This window comes from Pontibacter rufus, assembly GCF_015694705.1.
Classification (GTDB): domain Bacteria; phylum Bacteroidota; class Bacteroidia; order Cytophagales; family Hymenobacteraceae; genus Pontibacter; species Pontibacter rufus.
The window spans coordinates 96317-113043 of record NZ_JADQDR010000003.1 but is presented as its reverse complement, the minus strand read 5'-3'; the positions used below and the strand labels follow the sequence as shown (position 1 = coordinate 113043).

15 protein-coding genes are annotated in these 16727 nt (G+C 50.1%); 8 read left to right on the top strand and 7 right to left on the bottom strand.

What is annotated here, in order from left to right; translation table 11 throughout:
- Positions 1 to 211: 211 nt before the first annotated feature.
- From I2I11_RS06660 to I2I11_RS06650, 3 genes are all read right to left on the bottom strand, one after another.
- Positions 212 to 2359, bottom strand: a complete 2148-nt coding sequence (locus I2I11_RS06660; protein ID WP_196266906.1) for a M56 family metallopeptidase — start codon at positions 2357 to 2359, stop codon at positions 212 to 214.
- Positions 2356 to 2745: a BlaI/MecI/CopY family transcriptional regulator gene (locus tag I2I11_RS06655; protein ID WP_196266905.1), complete on the bottom strand. Its 390-nt coding sequence runs from the start codon at positions 2743 to 2745 to the stop codon at positions 2356 to 2358. The genes I2I11_RS06660 and I2I11_RS06655 overlap by 4 nt, the downstream gene beginning before the upstream one ends.
- A 356-nt stretch (positions 2746 to 3101) precedes the next feature.
- A complete protein-coding gene (locus I2I11_RS06650) occupies positions 3102 to 3848 on the bottom strand; it encodes a hypothetical protein (RefSeq protein ID WP_196266904.1) in 747 nt (248 codons plus the stop codon).
- A gap of 295 nt (positions 3849 to 4143) precedes the next feature.
- On the opposite strand from I2I11_RS06650, the gene arfB reads away from it, so the two are divergent.
- From arfB to I2I11_RS06635, 3 genes are all read left to right on the top strand, one after another.
- Entirely contained in the window at positions 4144 to 4554 is a 411-nt protein-coding gene (arfB, locus tag I2I11_RS06645; RefSeq protein WP_196266903.1) for an alternative ribosome rescue aminoacyl-tRNA hydrolase ArfB, read from the top strand.
- Positions 4555 to 4916: 362 nt separating this feature from the next.
- Entirely contained in the window at positions 4917 to 5483 is a 567-nt protein-coding gene (locus I2I11_RS06640; protein WP_196266902.1) for a hypothetical protein, read from the top strand.
- Positions 5484 to 5777: 294 nt separating this feature from the next.
- Entirely contained in the window at positions 5778 to 5990 is a 213-nt protein-coding gene (locus tag I2I11_RS06635; protein ID WP_196266901.1) for a hypothetical protein, read from the top strand.
- Positions 5991 to 6234: 244 nt separating this feature from the next.
- Here the strand turns inward: I2I11_RS06635 and I2I11_RS06630 are convergent, their stop codons facing one another.
- Positions 6235 to 6399 (bottom strand): hypothetical protein, encoded by a 165-nt coding sequence (locus tag I2I11_RS06630; RefSeq protein WP_196266900.1) that lies wholly within the window; start codon positions 6397 to 6399, stop codon positions 6235 to 6237.
- A gap of 49 nt (positions 6400 to 6448) precedes the next feature.
- Positions 6449 to 6613 (bottom strand): hypothetical protein, encoded by a 165-nt coding sequence (locus tag I2I11_RS06625; protein ID WP_196266899.1) that lies wholly within the window; start codon positions 6611 to 6613, stop codon positions 6449 to 6451.
- Positions 6614 to 6965: 352 nt separating this feature from the next.
- On the opposite strand from I2I11_RS06625, the gene I2I11_RS06620 reads away from it, so the two are divergent.
- Together I2I11_RS06620 and I2I11_RS06615 are read left to right on the top strand one after the other, a co-directional pair.
- Positions 6966 to 7832, top strand: coding sequence for a sterol desaturase family protein (locus tag I2I11_RS06620; protein WP_196266898.1), 867 nt, complete (start codon positions 6966 to 6968; stop codon positions 7830 to 7832).
- 108 nt (positions 7833 to 7940) lie between these two features.
- Positions 7941 to 8780 carry a cyanophycinase gene (locus I2I11_RS06615; protein ID WP_196266897.1) on the top strand — a complete coding sequence of 280 codons (840 nt, stop codon included), beginning with the start codon at positions 7941 to 7943 and terminating at the stop codon, positions 8778 to 8780.
- A 150-nt stretch (positions 8781 to 8930) separates the two neighbouring features.
- Here I2I11_RS06615 and I2I11_RS06610 read toward each other — a convergent pair whose 3' ends face one another.
- A complete protein-coding gene (locus I2I11_RS06610) occupies positions 8931 to 9863 on the bottom strand; it encodes an NAD(P)/FAD-dependent oxidoreductase (RefSeq protein WP_196266896.1) in 933 nt (310 codons plus the stop codon).
- Positions 9864 to 10296: 433 nt separating this feature from the next.
- Here I2I11_RS06610 and I2I11_RS06605 point away from each other — a divergent pair, with 433 nt between their 5' ends.
- Both I2I11_RS06605 and I2I11_RS06600 read left to right on the top strand, forming a co-directional pair.
- Positions 10297 to 11532 carry an OmpP1/FadL family transporter gene (locus I2I11_RS06605; RefSeq protein WP_196266895.1) on the top strand — a complete coding sequence of 412 codons (1236 nt, stop codon included), beginning with the start codon at positions 10297 to 10299 and terminating at the stop codon, positions 11530 to 11532.
- Between the two features lie 13 nt (positions 11533 to 11545).
- Positions 11546 to 12859: an SGNH/GDSL hydrolase family protein gene (locus tag I2I11_RS06600; protein ID WP_196266894.1), complete on the top strand. Its 1314-nt coding sequence runs from the start codon at positions 11546 to 11548 to the stop codon at positions 12857 to 12859.
- A 76-nt stretch (positions 12860 to 12935) separates the two neighbouring features.
- On the opposite strand, the gene polA is transcribed toward I2I11_RS06600, so the two are convergent.
- Complete coding sequence (polA, locus tag I2I11_RS06595) at positions 12936 to 15770, bottom strand: DNA polymerase I (protein ID WP_196266893.1); 2835 nt, start codon at positions 15768 to 15770, stop codon at positions 12936 to 12938.
- Positions 15771 to 16073: 303 nt separating this feature from the next.
- On the opposite strand from polA, the gene I2I11_RS06590 reads away from it, so the two are divergent.
- Complete coding sequence (locus I2I11_RS06590; RefSeq protein WP_196266892.1) at positions 16074 to 16427, top strand: hypothetical protein; 354 nt, start codon at positions 16074 to 16076, stop codon at positions 16425 to 16427.
- The last annotated feature ends 300 nt before the right edge of the window (positions 16428 to 16727 follow it).

Here is a 16727-nt window from a genome sequence, read left to right as displayed (position 1 = left end):
GAAACTCCCCTGTCAGGGATGTACAGTTTTTTAGCCCGGCTGCTAAGATATTACAAAAAACCGAACCCCGCCAGCCCGGAAAGGGCAGAGAGGGTTCGGTTCAATGACATGATAATTTGAGGTCAGCCTGCAAGCGGTGTATACTTACCGGACTTGCGGATGCTAAAAAATCTTAATATCGGAAAACGATCAACGAAAAAGTGATGCTTGCTTAGTTCTCGTTGTATTGCAAGTTGAAATTGCCTGATTTGCCCTTTTCCGTTTGCATGAGCTTTTTATACTTTTCGTAAACCTCTTCAGGCTGTTTCTTGCCGTTTACATAAAAGCCGCTGTCGTTTAGCTGGATGCTCAGGCTTTTGGCGTCTTCCTGTATCAGGCCATCTTTCACCAGTTCCTCCTTCAGTTGGCGCCTGCGTTCTGCCTGCACTTCGCGCTGCCGGGCCATTTCTTCACGGCGTACTGCCATTTCCTCCTGGCGTTTAGCCATTCCTTCCCGACTCCGGGCCAGTTCTGCCTGTCGCGCAGCCATCTCCTCGCGGCGATGTACCTGAGCTTCCTGTCGAGCAGCCATCATTTCCTGCCGGTGCTGCACCTGTTCTACCCGGTTATTTAAGATGTGCTGCCGGCGCTCGATCTGCTGCTGAATATGTTGTTCGTCTATGCCGCTGTTTTTATAGATTTCACTTACCTCCTTTTCATATTTCTTCATCTCCTTTTCATATTCCTTCATGGCAGCTTCATAAGCTTTTTGTTCCTTCTTGGATGCTGGTGTGTCCCCCTCTAAAGATGGCATAGGCGGCACAGGTGGCAGGGGAGGCATGGGCGCCATAGGAGGCATTGGCGGCATAGGTGGTACCGGCGGTATAACCAGGCTGTCGGCATTAAACCTGTAGTTGTAGTTAAAAGTAAAAGTGCCCTGACCAGCTCTGGCAGCTGCAGCGTGGGCGGCGGCTATACTTCTTTTTACCTCTGCTGCAGAGGCTTTCGGAGCATGGTTAATGACACTGAGCCGTTGCTCCACCAATGCGTTATACTTCGGAATGTCTTTATCCGGAATGCGCTTGCCGTTTACGTACAAATCCGTCACCTTTCCCTTTTTGTTCTTGATGATTACCACGTCCTGCTGCCGTCCGGCAGAATCCTGCACGGTATACACGAAAGCATTGGTAGCCTTGTTCGCGGGAATCATGTTTTCAGCGGCATTTTTTTCTTCGGAAGCTACACGGTTAACATTCCGGATAGAGTCAGGAGCCGGCACAGCGGGCAGCTCCAGTATGTGCCCTTCGTCCGTTTTTACAACAGTAGTATGCATCCCGGCCATTGCCCCGAAAGACAGCCCCAGCAACCCGATAACCAGCACCAAAGCCGCCAGAAAACCCTCTGAAAAAGTAGGCCGCAGCGATTGTTGTCCCAGGAGCCGCTTAATGCGGACCAGCAGCGAGCCGCGCCTTCCCGAAAAAGCCATTGCCATAGCGGGCGCTGCCGGCAGGCGCATGGCTTCCAGTTCAGCCAGCGCGCGGGCATAGATCAGGGTATTACCGCAGATACCCACCGCAATATCGTCGCAGCAGTTTTCGCGTTCGGCACGTACCACACCCGACATCCACCACATTGCCGGATGGTAAAAGAATAGCAAATCCATTACAGACTGCAGCAGGTTCAGCAGGTAATCTTTGCGGAGGATGTGTGCCAGTTCATGGGCAAGTATGGCCTCTACCTGGTGCGGCGACAACCCGGCAACCGCGCCGATAGGCAATAGTATAACGGGCCGGGCAAAGCCAATGGCCATCGGTACGTGCACCAGCGCTGACTCTACCAATCGTACCGGCCGGCTAAGGCCGATGCGCTGGCTTAGCGCCTGCAGCCTGTTTTGCCATGCCAGCGGGAGTGGTGTAGTTTTATAATGACGCAAACGCTGTGTATAAGCCACGCCGCCCGTAAAGCGTAAAACCATCAGCAGCAGACCCAGCAGCCAGAGCGTTACCAGCAACGGCAGGTGCTGATCAAAATATACCTGTGCCGCGCCTGCAGGGTCTTGCCAGAAGTTAAGCCGGAGTGGCGCAGCAGCCGGATTAGCGGCACTTATACTTAGAAAGCTCGTTTTGCCTGCTGAAGCCGGAATTACCGGAGCCACCGCGCGGGCATAACAGTAAGCAAGGGTGCCTGCCGACAGCAGCAGTTGCGCCAGCATAGCGCCTCCGGCTACCATGTAGCGCAGCCTGGCCGTATGGCGGTGCAGCAAAACCAGCAGCAGCCCCAGCAAAAGAGCCACAAAAGCAGTCTGCCACAGCGAGTGCAGCAATGTCCAGCCCAGGGCGCGTACCAGCGCCTCAGGCAGCATGTTCGGGATTAAGTTCATGCGTTACCTCCTTCCAGTTTATCTAATAAGTTACGGATTTCGTTCAGTTCTTCCTGCGAGGTTTTATTGTTGCCGAGTGCCTGCATTACCAGCTTGGAGGCAGAGCCTCTGAAAGCAGCATCTACAAAGCGGTCTAACAGCTGGCGTTGTGTGTTTTCTTCCTCCAGCAGCGGACGGTACACATGCGATCGGCTCGATTTATCGGCGGCCAGCATGCCTTTTTCGGCCATAATCTGCATCAGCTTCAGGGTAGTGGTGTAGCCTGCGTCTTTTGTTTTTCGCAGGGCCTCGTGCACAAAGCGCACGGTGCTGGGGCCGTTTTGCCAGAGTACCTGCAGTATCTCCAGCTCCGATTCGGTGGGTTTGCTATAATTGTCAAAGGTCATGGTAACAGATGGTTAAGGTGAGCGGGTATCAAAGTACAAGTATATACGAATGATTTCGTAAAAGGAAATTTTATTTACGATTTTTTTCGTAGATAAAATGAGGCACAAGAAAATACCACTTAGAAAGGGCCCGTTCATAATAGTTTATAAGTATGGGGCGCGAGTCAGTTTAAAGTATAAATGAAGTCTGAAGGAGGTGTAAGCTGCTCCATTTCAATAATCTGAACCTGAAGCTATTTTGTTCTTTGTCAAGGCCTCTCTTGTTCTGCTGCTTCTCTTACAGGTGGGCAGAGCAGAAAGCCAGGTAGAAGTATGGTTATCAGTAACAGGATAGCGCAATGTTTTGCGTTACAGGCTTACTTTATGCCATAGGTTGCACGAAACTTCCGGCAGTAGCGCAGCAGCCTTCTGGCAATTTTGTAACTCTTGTAGTAGTTATCGGCCCATGGCGTCATATCTGTGTTTTGCATCGTTGTTCCGGGGTTAAGCAGCCCCAGTTCTTTCAGGCTCCGAATGGCGGCTGTGTGCCTCGAATTTTCTATTCCGAGCAAAAGAGCGCTTAAATCCGCGTCGATAAAAGGCGCCAGCCGCCACAGCTTCGAAATATAATCTAGGCAGAATAAATCGTGTTTTGCCATTGCCGCAAGCCATGTTAAATCAGCGCCCAGCATGCCATTGCTCATCGGAGCAATTCCGTTCGGCGCAATATTTTTAAACTCCCTGATAACGGTGGCCCGGTTTACAGCCTCTATGTCTAAAATTTTGTCAGCATCGGGGTGGTGCGGCATGTTGGTATCATATACCATTTGCAGAAAGCCGGTGATGCTATAGGCCGCATGCTCGGCCCAACTGATTAACACGCTGCCATTGTGGGCTCTTTCTATTGCCCTTGGTACTTCTGCGGATAAAATGTAAAAAAAGTACCCGGCAATATTTGCGACCAGTACGTCGGTTACCAGGCTGCCGAGTTCGGGTGCTTTGGGGAAAAACGCAGGAATATTGTCAAGCCAGAACAGTTTCAGTAGTAGAAGCCCGAAAGAACTCACTAAAAGCCAGTGTAAGAATTTTGGACAAGCGCCAATGGCTGCAACCAGGACTTTCATGTATGCTGATGATTAAAGTAACTATACGATTTGCAGCTGTTTGGGCGTGCTGTAAAAAGAAATAATTTCTGAAGCATCCTAAGCCCGGCATTTACCGGATCTCTGCTACTGGGGCTGATAGTCCTTTTCTTGTTGCCGTATGCAGAAATGTTGCCCATCACTTATACCTGGTGGCCGGTTACCTGCTTTATAGCTTTTGGCCTGGTTTTGCTTATAGGTATTTTGAAATGCAACTTTGTTGTAAGGAGTAGTTTATACTTCGCGGTTTATACTTGTACTTTTGATTTATACTTAGATGCAGCTATCTGAAAGAGATTTTACGAAAGAGCTTATTTTTCAGGCCTCGCGGAGTGGCGGTGCAGGCGGGCAAAACGTGAACAAAGTGGCAACAAAAGTGGAGTTGAAGTTCCACGTGGATAGCTCCGAACGGCTGACAGAGGAGGAAAAGGCGCTGGTACATAAAAAGCTGAGCAGCCGTATTAACAGCGAGGGATATCTGCAGGTGGTTTGCCAGGAAGAGCGGAGCCAACTGCGGAACAAGGAATTGTGCGTGCAACGTTTTTATGGCTTGCTGTGGCAGGCATTTACCAAACAAAAGAAGCGCAGTGCCACCAAACCCACCAAAGCCAGCGTGCGCCGGCGGCTGGAAGGTAAAAAGCGGCAATCAGAGAAAAAAGAGAACAGGGGCTTTAAAGGAGAAGTATAAGCTACCAGCACTCAGAGCACGTTTTTCTAAAGCGGTATGAATACAGAATATCCTCTTTCTGCAGAAAATAAGATATCGTAAACACCAGCTTGTGCGTTGAGTTGATAAGCTATTGCGGCAAAAGTATAAAGGTACTACTAATCAGAATTAAGAATAGAGTATGGCGGGAAGAGCCGGGTGCAGCATATGGTTTGCCGGGTTCTTGCAGCTTTCTCCTCCCTGTTTTTACCTGGCTGCATAACCAGGCTGGCATGGTATCGCTTGTACATTTCTTCTGAAGGATGCCGTTTTAAGTACCAATCAGTATAGTTTTGTGCCTGAGATCTGAATACCAGTGCTTTTTACTTAAATCACCCTTAAAAATGTTTAAAAGATTATTGCTGATAATTTTCCTGCTGGGCGGGGTATGTGTGGCAAGCCATGCACAGAAGTATAGAACAGCGGCGGGCGTACGCCTGGAGAGCGATCGTTTTGGCCTGACGCTGCAACAAAAATTACACGAGCAGGGAACCCTGGAAGGCATTGTGGCCATCGGTGCCAACGAATACAGCGGTACAGTACTATATGAGTGGCACCGGCCCATACTTGGTGAGCGCTTTAACTACTACCTGGGTGCGGGCGCCCACATTGGTAACCTGAAAGACAATGGCGTTTTTACGGGTGCAGACGGCATACTAGGCATAGAATATAAAATTAACGGCTTGCCTTTTCTGCTGTCAGCCGATGTGAAGCCTGCCCTGCACTTTCATCATGAAGATTGGTTGGGCCTATCATCCGGCGTTTCGGTACGCTATGTGCTTTGGAAAGACAAAAAGCCGGAATCAAAATGGTGGCAGTTTAGCAAACGGCGGCAGGAGAAACAGCGTGAAAAAGAGCGGGAGCAGCAGAAAGGTAAAATTTTCAACATCTTTAAAAAGCAGCAGGATTAAGAAGCTGCCGCTGGCGGACGGCTAAATTAAAGAAAGCCCGGTTGGGGCCGGGCTTTCCTGTAGAAAAGGGAGTGCTGTGTCGTTACTATCCTGCTTTCTGGTAACGAAAGGATATTTATACCTGTGGCAGCGGGGTAGCCGCTATCGGGCATAAAGCGCAACACAAAGCAGCAGAGCCGGCACAATGTTAGTCGGTTAATTTAAGGTGTTTAACTCGCTCTTCTACTACATTAGGCTATGTCAAAACCCGCTGCAGCATAGGTGCATGCCCTGTTACCGAAGTTCTGCAAGTATATGAAAGCAGCACAGGAAAACGAAACCGGTATAGCCAGGAGCAGCGGTCAGAAGCTAAAATTAAACAACCTGCGTGTCTGGCAAAAGGAAATAAATGATGCAGTTGTAACACCTGTATTTTTTCCACTGAAACAAGTTATACTGCAAAACGCGCTGCTACAGCCGCTGCAGGAGCTCTCCTCAGGTATAAAACGATTGCTTTGTAACATGTAGCCTTTCATTAATTTGGCGAATGGCTAAAATGCAGAAGTGGCGGGTGGCTCTTGGGATGTCTCTGCCGGAAATTTATGTGCCGGCAGAGGTGGCGGAACGCGGGAGCGCAGTGATGTTTTAGCAATGCCCCGGCGGCCGGTAAAGGCAGCTAAGGGCGCTCAACAGAGGAGCTTTAATTTTCATGGTTTTATTTTGAACTAATGGCGGCGATAATCAAATCCTGCTCCAATGGCAGGCAAAGGGGTTATTGCTGCGCGGTTACAATCTCTACCTCGGGCAGCAGGTTAGGGTAGTTTTTGTAGTGGTTCATTTCGATTCGGGAGCTGAGAACTTTTATGTCGTCAGCAGATTTCTTTACAGAGGCTCCGAAGCCGAATAACATTGCGAAAAGAAGAATGATGAGTTTCATGGTTTTAGGCTTTTAAAGATAAAATATAGTTTTATTTCAGGGCAAAAGATTAGAAACGAGGGGCTATAATACTTACCTCGGGCAGCAGGTTGGGATAGTACTTGAACTCGCTGAGTTCTTTCTTAAGATTGATAGCTTTCAGGTCACTGGCAGATTTTTTTACGGTGGCTCCGAAGCCCAGTACAATGGCGAAAAGAAGGATTATGAGTTTCATGGTTTTATTTTTAGGGGTTTTTAGAAGTTTATTTTTAATTCCTGTTGTAGTTAATAGATGACTGCATCGGGCTAAAGGTTGCTTGCGCTGCTATAATTTTTTTTATTTCTGATTAGCTTATTACAGTTAGCGTGCCAATATGTATAACGTGCTTATTTCCTGATAGTTGCATTGGTTACAGGGCTAAAAGCAAGTATGGATGCTGTCCGCTGGCGAACACTTTACTGTTCGCTTGCGAACATATTTTCAGAACAAATCTCCCCTTTGCAAAATCCTGTTTAAACATCAATTAATCTTGAAGTATAATTTTAGTCTTTAGAACCTTTGTCCGCTTTGTTTGTAGCTGATCCTAATGAAGATATTATTCCCGAAATTTGATAAGTTAGGTATGCCTCTGCTGGGAGTAGCTGCTGCCGTTTTGTTCGTACTGGAGGCAAAGCACAGGCTCCGGCAACCTACCCGCCCCAGGGCTGTGCGCCTGCTCGTGAACGCTGCGGTAGCTGCACCTGCTCTGCCTGCTTTGCGCCTGTTGTTGTTGCCGGGTATGTATGCGGCCGCCAGCTGGGCTGGGCGACATCGTTTCGGGTTACTGCCCAGGTTACAGGCGCCCGTTTGGGTTAAAAATATAGCAGGCTTTCTGGCCCTCGATTATAGCAATTACCTGTGGCATGTGCTGCTGCACCGGTCGGACCTGCTGTGGCGCTTTCATAATGTGCATCACCTGGATTTAGATCTGGATCTTTCTTCGGCCTGGCGCTTTCATGTAGGAGAAAACTTTGCTTCTCTGCCTTACCGGGGAGGTGTGGTGGCCTTGCTGGGTATACCCGCGCCGCTGGTGCTTTTTTATGAAGTGTTTTTTGAAGGATGTACAGCATTTCATCATTCCAATTTACGGCTGCCTTACGCTGCGGAACGCAGGCTTTGCCAGCTAATGGTAACGCCCCGCATGCACGGCATTCATCATTCTATTGTGGCGCGCGAAGCTAACAGCAATTTCTCCGTTATTTTTTCATGGTGGGATCGGCTGCACCGCACGTTGCGGCTCAATGTGCCCCAGGCGGCGGTTACCATTGGCGTGCCGGCCTACCGCAACCCGGCAGCGCAAACACCGGCACACCTGTTCCTGCTGCCTTTCCGGAAGCAGCGCCCCTGGCAACTGCCTGATGGCACGGTGCCGGACCGGGAAGAACTGCCGCACCCCACACAACTGCTGCCTTAGCTGCTTTCCGGTATAAAAATCTGGCCGATGTACAGGCTGAAGCCGGCGCACGCTAACATAAAGCCCGTTGGACGGGTATAAAATACAATTTTAAGCGTAAACGTAAGTATGAAACAAGTGAAAGGTAAGCTGATTGCCCTGGGCGGAGGAGATGATGATGGTCTGATCAAGCTGATTGGCTCGGAAATGTGTCACCCGCATACCCATATCGAAGTGATAACCACGGCCACCAGAGAGCCGGAGGAATCCGGCAACGCTTACAAGGAGGCATTTGAGGAGCTGGGCTGCAGCAACGTACACTTTATGCATGTAGATGAGGAGCATGCCGCCGATACGTCCGAAAACATGGCACGCATCAGCAAAGCTGACGTTATCTTTTTTACGGGAGGCGATCAGTTGCGCCTGGCAGAGTTTTTAGGCAACACAAAGCTGCTGGAAATCATGCAGCAGCGCTTTCAGGATGAGGAAATTATTATTTCGGGCACCAGTGCGGGAGCTGCCGTCATGTCTGATCGCATGATTTATAATGGATATGGTCATTATTCGCTTATTAAAGGAGAAATGAAGACGACCAGCGGGTTTGGCTTTATTGCGCATGTATACATTGATACGCATTTTGCCGAACGCGGCCGTTTCGGGCGCCTGGCGCATGCTGTTGCCCACGATACCGGCTATGTTGGCATCGGCCTGAGTGAGGCAACCGGTATTGTGATTAGCAACGGCGATCAGGTAGAGGTATTTGGGCCTGGCGTGGTAACTATTATAGATGCCGGTAACATTAAGTTTTCCAACACGCGGGAGGTAGCAGAAAATGAACCTATCGCTGTAGAAGGCCTGCTGATGCACCTGCTGGTAAAGGGCTACCGTTATTGCCTGAAAGAGCACTTATTTCAGCCTGTGCCACAAAGCCGGTATAATGGCTCTGCAGCATTGTTGGAGAATAAATAAAGCGCCAGCCTGTATGGTTTTATACCTGCTTCATAAATAATATGAACAGGTTTGTTGCAAACAGCCCTTGTTATGTCTGTAGACCAACAAGGGCTGTTTGCTTTTTTTACTAAGCATCGCTGGTGCCTGGCTGTTTGTTCGGGGTTAAGTTTACTTTCTGTCTTCCAGTTGCAACTCCATGTTAATGGCCACACCGGCTTTAGCACCCTCAGACGCTGCTACAATTACCATCTGCATGTCGCGGGCAGCGTCGCCAGCCACAAACAGGCCGGGTATGTTGGATTGCTGGAGGCGCCTGGTTTTGATAACGCCTTTGCTGGTAAACTCGCAGCCCAGCTGCTCCCCTAAAACAGACTGCTGTTTGGTGCCCATCGAAAAAAATAAAGCCTGCTGCGCACGCTTTTCGCCATTGCTGAGCACAATGTACTGTAGCTTTCCATCCGCTCCCTCCAGCCGCAGAATCCGGTCGGTGCATACCTGCACTTCATTCCGCTTTAACAGTTCCAGGTCGTTGCGCTGCAGTTTTTTAGTGCCGTCGGTAAAAAGTGTTACATCGTCGCTCCATGTTTTCATGGCCAGTGCCTGTCCGATGCCGTCGCGGTTGATGCCATACACGGCAATAGCTTTGTCGCGGCTTTCCCAGCCGTCGCAGTAGGGGCAGTGGTGTATGCTCTTGCCATAGAGCGGCTCCAGCCCTTCCAGAGGGGGCAGGTTGTCTTTCAGGCCTGTAGCCAGCAGGAGCTTGCGCCCATAGTATACATTGCCGTCGGCATCATTTACCACAAACTGCCCTTTGCTGTACGTGGCCGACGCTACTTCCACATCCTTTATTTCAACAGGATACCTGTTAAGTTCGGTGCGCGCTTTCCGGATAAATTCGTTTGGGTTAACCCCATCGTTGCCCAGGAAGCCATTCATACTATCAGACCAGCGGTTGCGCGGTTTGCCGCCGTCAAACACGATGACTTTCCGGCGCGAGCGGCCCAGCAGCATGGCCGCACTTAATCCGGCGGGTCCGCCGCCCGTTATAATTACATCATACATATATTGCTTGTTTTCGTTAGTGCTTTTGCGACTTATCATAACGTAAGGCTGCTATTTTGGATAGCTTACAGGCAAATTAAATCCTCATTCTTTTATCGTATAAGCCATTGCTGCCACAATTTGCCTGCTGAAGGAAGGATAAGTATAAAAGTAATCTAAACGCGACGTCCCTTTATACTTGTTCCGCGTTCAGCATTACAGAAAGGACCACCCGGAACAGTAATTCTGTTGGTCTGCGGCATAAAGGCGCATTAGGGCTATACTTCTTAATCTGCAGGAGCAAAACAGTGCTTTGGGGCAGTTCCTGTACAATAAAGGTTGCTTTGTTTCACCAGGAAGATATACTTTCCTTCACCTTGCGGATTGCTATAAAAAACATTATAAAAAAGCGCCATCGCCGCTGTACCACCTGTTAATTATTGATATATTTGTTTAGACCTAACATCTCCCTCCACTTAACAGAGTAGCGTTTATGAAAAGTAAAATTTTAGCTTTATTAGGTAGTACCCTTATCTCCGGTATGGCTATGGCCGGCGGTTACCAGGTAAACCTGGCAAGTCAGCGCCAGATTGGTATGGGGCACACCGGCACCGGCCTGGAAACAGGCACCTCCAGTATTTTCTTTAACCCCGGCGCCATGAGCTACCTGCGCCAGAACGGCGTAACAATCGGGGCGAGCGGCATTATCTCTAAAATTGCTTACCGTGCGCCGGAGCCGGGTGGCGCTACAGCGCAGACCGATAATCCGCTGGGCACGCCGTTTCAGGTATATGGGGTGTTCAGCATCAGCGATAAGCTGAAAGCAGGCCTGGGGGTGTATACGCCTTATGGCAGCACCGTGAAATGGGGCGATCAATGGAACGGGCGTTTCGGGCTGAATGAATTATCGCTGGAGGCTATTTATATCCAGCCAACGGTAAGTTACCGGCTTACAGATAAACTGGGCATCGGGGTTGGCTTTGTGTATGCGGTGGGCGGCGTAAACCTGCAGCGCAGCATTCCGGTGCAGGACCAGAGCGGCGCTTACGGCAAGGCCGAACTGGACGGCAGCGCCAGTGGTGTCGGGTTTAATGCCGGTATCTTCTTTAAGCCCTCCGAAAAGCTTTCGCTGGGTATAAACTACCGCTCTAAAGTAGAGATGGAAGTAAGCGAAGGCGATGTAAGTTTCACCAACATTCCCGGAACATTAAGCACCCGTTTTCCGGCAGGCACTCAGTTTGACGCGAAGTTGCCGCTGCCCGCCACCCTGAGCCTCGGGGTAGGTTTTATGCCAACCGAAGCGCTTACGCTTGCTGTGGACATCAGCCGCGTGGGTTGGGGCGCTTACAAAAGCCTCCGCTTCGACTATTCGCAGGACGTAAACGGAGTCTCATACTCTGAGAATGCCAGGAACTACGAAGATGCTTATATTTACCGTGTGGGTGCTGAGTATAAAGTAGACGATGCGCTGGCGCTGCGTGCCGGTGCGTATTTAGACCAGACGCCGGTTCAGGAAGGTTATCTTACCCCTGAAACGCCGGATGCCGATTCCCGCGGCCTTTCTGTAGGTGTAGGCTACCAGGTATCTGACAACTTCAGCATCGATGCCTCTTTCCTGTATGTAAATAAAAAGGAAAGATCAGATGCCTCCAATCTGTCCGGCGGCATTGCCGGTACTTATAAATCTGTGGCCTACATTCCAGGCATCGGTCTGAATTTTACATTTTAATCTCGCAAAGTATATGAAAAACGTATTCTATAAACCGGGTATGCTGGCTCTTGTTGCCACTGTGCTGCTCGCCAGCTGCGATCCGGAAGTGGATGGCCCGATTGTCAGCTCTGGCTCGGCTGATTTTACAAAGTATGTGGCGGTTGGCAACTCGCTTACGGCAGGCTATGCTGATGGCGGGCTGTACCGCGAATCGCAGCTAAACTCCTATCCCGCTATACTTGCGCAGCAGTTTGCGCTGGCCGGTGGCGGCGAGTTTAAGCAGCCGTTGTTTACCGAAGAACAGAGCAATGGCTCCGGCTACCTGAAACTAACCGGATTCGACGCTTCAGGCTTGCCGGTATTAGAGCCTGTAAAAGATAAACTGGCCGTGGTGGGTATGGGCGTAGACAATAAGACGCCGCTGTATGCCGAGTACCTGGAAGAAGTGAACAACTTAGGTGTGCCGGGCATAAAAATGGTGAACGTGACTACAGTAGGCTATGGCTTTAACAACCCGCTCGGCTTTAACCCATACTACGAGCGCCTGCTGCCCAACGACCCGACATCCGGAGGCCTTATGCCTTATGTGAATAAAGTAGCGGCGACCGACCCGACTTTCTTTACTATGTGGCTGGGCAACAACGACGTACTTAGCTTTGCTACTTCCGGCGGTATTGAGCCTATTTCGGATGCAGACAAGTTCCAGGAAGGCCTGAATGCCATGGTAAGTACGCTGACAGCAAACGATGCCGAAGGAGCCATTATCAACATCCCGGATGTAACAGGTATCCCCTTTTTCACCACCAAGGCTACAACCGACCTGATAGCCAAAGCCAATGCTGCTAATACTAAACTGTACATCGTTGCGGGCACCGGCGAGGTGCGGGAAGCTACACCGGCTGATTATGTGTTATTGACTTCTACAGTAGGTACGCCTGAAGCAGTAGGTCCGGCCACTGTGCCGCATGGCTTCAGTCAGTTTAATCCGCTGGGTAACGGCGAAGTATTGGACGAGGCTGAAGTAGCCGATGTAAAAGCAGCTACAACCAACTTTAATGGGATGCTGCAGGCGGCAGCACAGGCAGAAGATCTGGCCTATGTGGATATGAATGCTTTCTTTACTTCGGTGCAGCCGCACGACGGCCTGCCGGGTCTGGTGCTCAACGGAGTCGTTTATTCGCCTGCATTTATTTCCGGCAACCTGTTTTCGCTGGATGGCGTGCACCTGACACCACGTGGCTATGCTATCGTAGCGAACGAAATTATCCGCAACATCAATATAAAGTATAATGCACAGGTACCTACGGTAGACGAGACCAGGTACCGCGCAGTGCTTTTCCCGTAAGTATAGGTAAGTTTTAAAGAATAGAAAAGGCACCCCAGATCGGGGTGCCTTTTTTGTGCAAGACCTTGCGGAATGCTTAGTGTGCTTCGAGCCAGTTTTCGCCTACACCTAGGCCAACTTCCATGGGTACACTCAGCGGCAAAGCATTCGTCATCAGTTCTACAATAGTGGGCGTCACAATTTCAACTTCCTCTTTGGGCGCATCAAACAGGAGTTCGTCATGCACCTGCAGGATCATGCGCGTCTGCAGCTTTTCCTGCTTCAGGTAATCCTGTATGTTGATCATGGCAATCTTGATGATGTCGGCAGCGGTGCCCTGTATAGGCGCGTTGATGGCATTACGCTCGGCAAAGCCACGCACGGTCTGGTTGCGGGAGTTAATGTCGCGGAGAAAGCGGCGGCGGCCCAGCAGCGTTTCCACATATTCCTGCTCCCGCGCCTTGTCAATAGCTGCATCCATGTACTGCTTTACTGCCGGAAACTCTGCAAAGTAGGCTTCAATAATGTCGGCAGCCTCGCGGCGCGGGATGCGCAGGCGCTCTGCCAGGCCAAAAGCCGAAATGCCGTAGATGATGCCGAAGTTAATCGTTTTGGCTTTGCGGCGCATCTCCGCATCTACTTCATCGAGTGGCACGTGGAACACCTTGCTGGCGGTAGAACTATGGATATCCAAACCATTCCGGAAGGCTTCCTTCATCGTAGGATCGCCACTGAAATCAGCCATAATGCGTAACTCTATCTGCGAGTAATCGGCAGAAATGATAAGATGCCCGCTGTTTCGTGGCACAAAGGCTTTGCGAATCTCACGGCCCCGCTCAGTGCGTACAGGTATGTTTTGCAGATTGGGGTTAGTAGAGCTCAGGCGGCCGGTGGCAGTTACGGCCTGGTTAAAGGAAGTATGCACACGGTTATCCAGTTCACAGACCAGCTGCGGCAGGGCATCCACGTAGGTTGATTTGAGTTTGGTGAGCTCGCGATGCTCCAGTATCAGGCGCACCACTTCATGTTCACCGGCCAGCTTCGACAGGATTTCCTCGCCGGTGGCATACTGCCCGGTTTTAGTCTTTTTGATTTTGGCGCTGCCGTGCAGTTCCAGTTTGTCAAACAAAATTTCGCCGAGCTGCTTCGGAGAACCAATGTTGAACTGCTCGCCTGCAATTTCAAAAATACGCCTTTCTATACCGGCTATCTCGCCTTCCAGTTGTATTGAAATATCGGCCATGGCGTTAGAATCTATGCTGATGCCTTCCTTCTCGATATCTGCCAATACCTGTACCAGGGGCGTTTCCACATCCCGGAACAGCTTCATCTGGCCCTGCTCCTGCAGCAGCGGTTCAAAGTATAGTTTCAGTTGCAGTGTGACATCAGCATCCTCGCAGGCGTAGTCTTTTATTTCTTCCGGACTCAGATCGGCCATCGTTTTCTGGTTCTTTCCCTTCGGCCCGATAAGGTCGGTAATAGGAACCGGGCGATAGTTAAGGTATGTTTCGGCCAGCAGATCCATGTTGTGGCGCATTTCGGGCTCGAGCAGGTAATGGGCCAGCATGGTATCAAACACGGGCCCCTGCAGCTCCACATCATAGTTCTTCATCACCAGCATATCATACTTGATGTTCTGGCCAATCAGGGCAATGCGCGGGTTCTCCAGCACCGGCTTAAACTCCGCTACAATACGGTGGGCTTCTTCCTGATTATCGGGCGGCATGGGCACGTAGTAGGCTTCGCCGGGCCGATAACAGAACGACATGCCTACCAGCCGTGCCGTGATGGCGTCTATACTTGTCGTTTCAGTATCGAAGGAAATTTCATCCTGCTTTAGCAGGTATTTTATCAGGCTCTGGCGTGCCTCCGGCGTTTGGATAAGGTGGTAGCTGTGGATGGTAGTATCTAAAGTTTGCATCGCAGCCGGCGCCTCTTCCACATTGGTAACTTCTGCTGCAGCAGCGGCAGCCGTAGCGAAGAGCGACGTTTGATTCTGGCTGGAGGTTTTGCCTTTGCCGGCTAGCCTGGCTGCCGGGGCAGCCGCAGAAGTATGACCCAGTACGCGCTGCGCCAATTGCCGGAACTCCAGCTCGGCAAACAGCCCGGCCAGTTGTTCTTCGTTTGGTCCGTCGTAATGCAGGCCTTCTTCGCTGAAAGCAACGGGCACGGTGCAGTGTATGGTAGCCAGTTCTTTCGAAAGCATGCCCTGTTCGGCAAAGTTGATGACGTTTTCCCGCTGCTTGCCTTTCAGTTGATCGGCGTTGGCAATCAGGTTTTCCACGGAGCCATACTTCTGTATCAGCGATTTCGCCGTTTTCTCGCCAATACCGGGTATACCCGGGATGTTATCCACCGCGTCGCCCTGCAGCCCGAGTATGTCAATCACCTGCTCTACGCGTTCAATCTCCCATTTGTCCAGCACTTTCTGCACGTCCAGAATATCCACGGCATTGCCCATAAAGGCTGGTTTGTATACGAATACGTGCTGCGTTACCAGCTGGCAATAGTCCTTGTCGGGCGTCATCATGTATACATCAAAGCCTGCTTTCTCGGCCTGGCAGGCCAGCGTTCCGATAATGTCATCGGCCTCGTATCCGTCCAGTATCAGTACCGGAATGTTAAAGGCTTCTGCAATCTTTTTGCAGTAAGGTATGGCAATGGAGATATCTTCGGGCTGCGCCTGGCGGTTGGCCTTGTATTCGGCAAAGTTGTCGTGGCGGAAAGTTTTGGCAGCAGAGTCGAAGGCAATGCCAATGTGAGTGGGCTGCTCTTTCTGGAGCACCTCTACCAGTGTGTTGGTAAAGCCGAGGACAGCACCTGTGTTCATGCCTTTGGAGTTGATGCGCGGATTTTTGCTGAAAGCAAAATGGGCGCGGTATATCAGTGCCAGTGCATCTAACAGAAACAGTTTTTTACGTGGTTCGCTCATGTGCTAAAGGTAATCAATTTTGAGCATCTATTGGCAGGCGGGCGGCTGCCAAATGTAGTGCTGTCCTGTAAAAAACATGAAAAGTGCTTTTGGTTTTGCAGCCGCCCACCTGCGCTGCCGCACCCCATACTGTAGACTCTTTCCGCAGCATGATGTCGCCTGCACACACAACTGCAACAAACAGGCAAATTGTAAATAGAAGCGTATTAGGTAGTTATGCTTTTCTGCCGGTTTTGGCATCATTATCTCATTGGGGCTTGCTCAGAATCAATAACACATACTTTACATTCTTAAAAATTGATCATGAAAAAGACATTTGTATTTGCGCTTGCTTTAGCGAGCTTTTCACTTTTGAATTTAGACGCCAAAGCGCAATCAGATTCCACCCAGCAGGCTACACAGCAGCCGCAAACAACGCAAGCACCCGCACAGGAAGAGCAGAAGCAGCAGATTAAGCCTGAAGAACTGCCCGATGCTGTAAAAGAGTCTCTGAAAAGCGACGCCCTGAAAGACTGGACTGTAAGTGAAGTATACAAGATAGCACCGGACGCAGCTGATGCTACAGCAAAGCCGACCTACGAGGTCTTCTTCACCAATGCAGAGCAAAAGCAGGCGAAGGCCCGTTTCGGTGAAGACGGCAAAGTGGTTAAGGAATAATGGCTTAAAAATTGGTTTTAGTCTGATACCTATAGCCTGGCATTGCCAGGCTATAGGTATGTTGTAAAAATGAGCCGGCAATTCCTGAAACAGAAGCCAGGCACTACCGCTTTCTTTTAGCCACTAACAACCGTGTAGTATTTTTTTGACGGCTGCATCGGTTGTTAGGCTTTAAGTAAGGCAAAATAATAACAGCATCTGTAGCAGACTCAAATCAGTTCTTTGCTATCTTTGCAAAAGCTCCCGCGCCGCGGGAGCTTTTGTTGTTATGTCATACTTGAAATGGTAATCCTGCGTTAG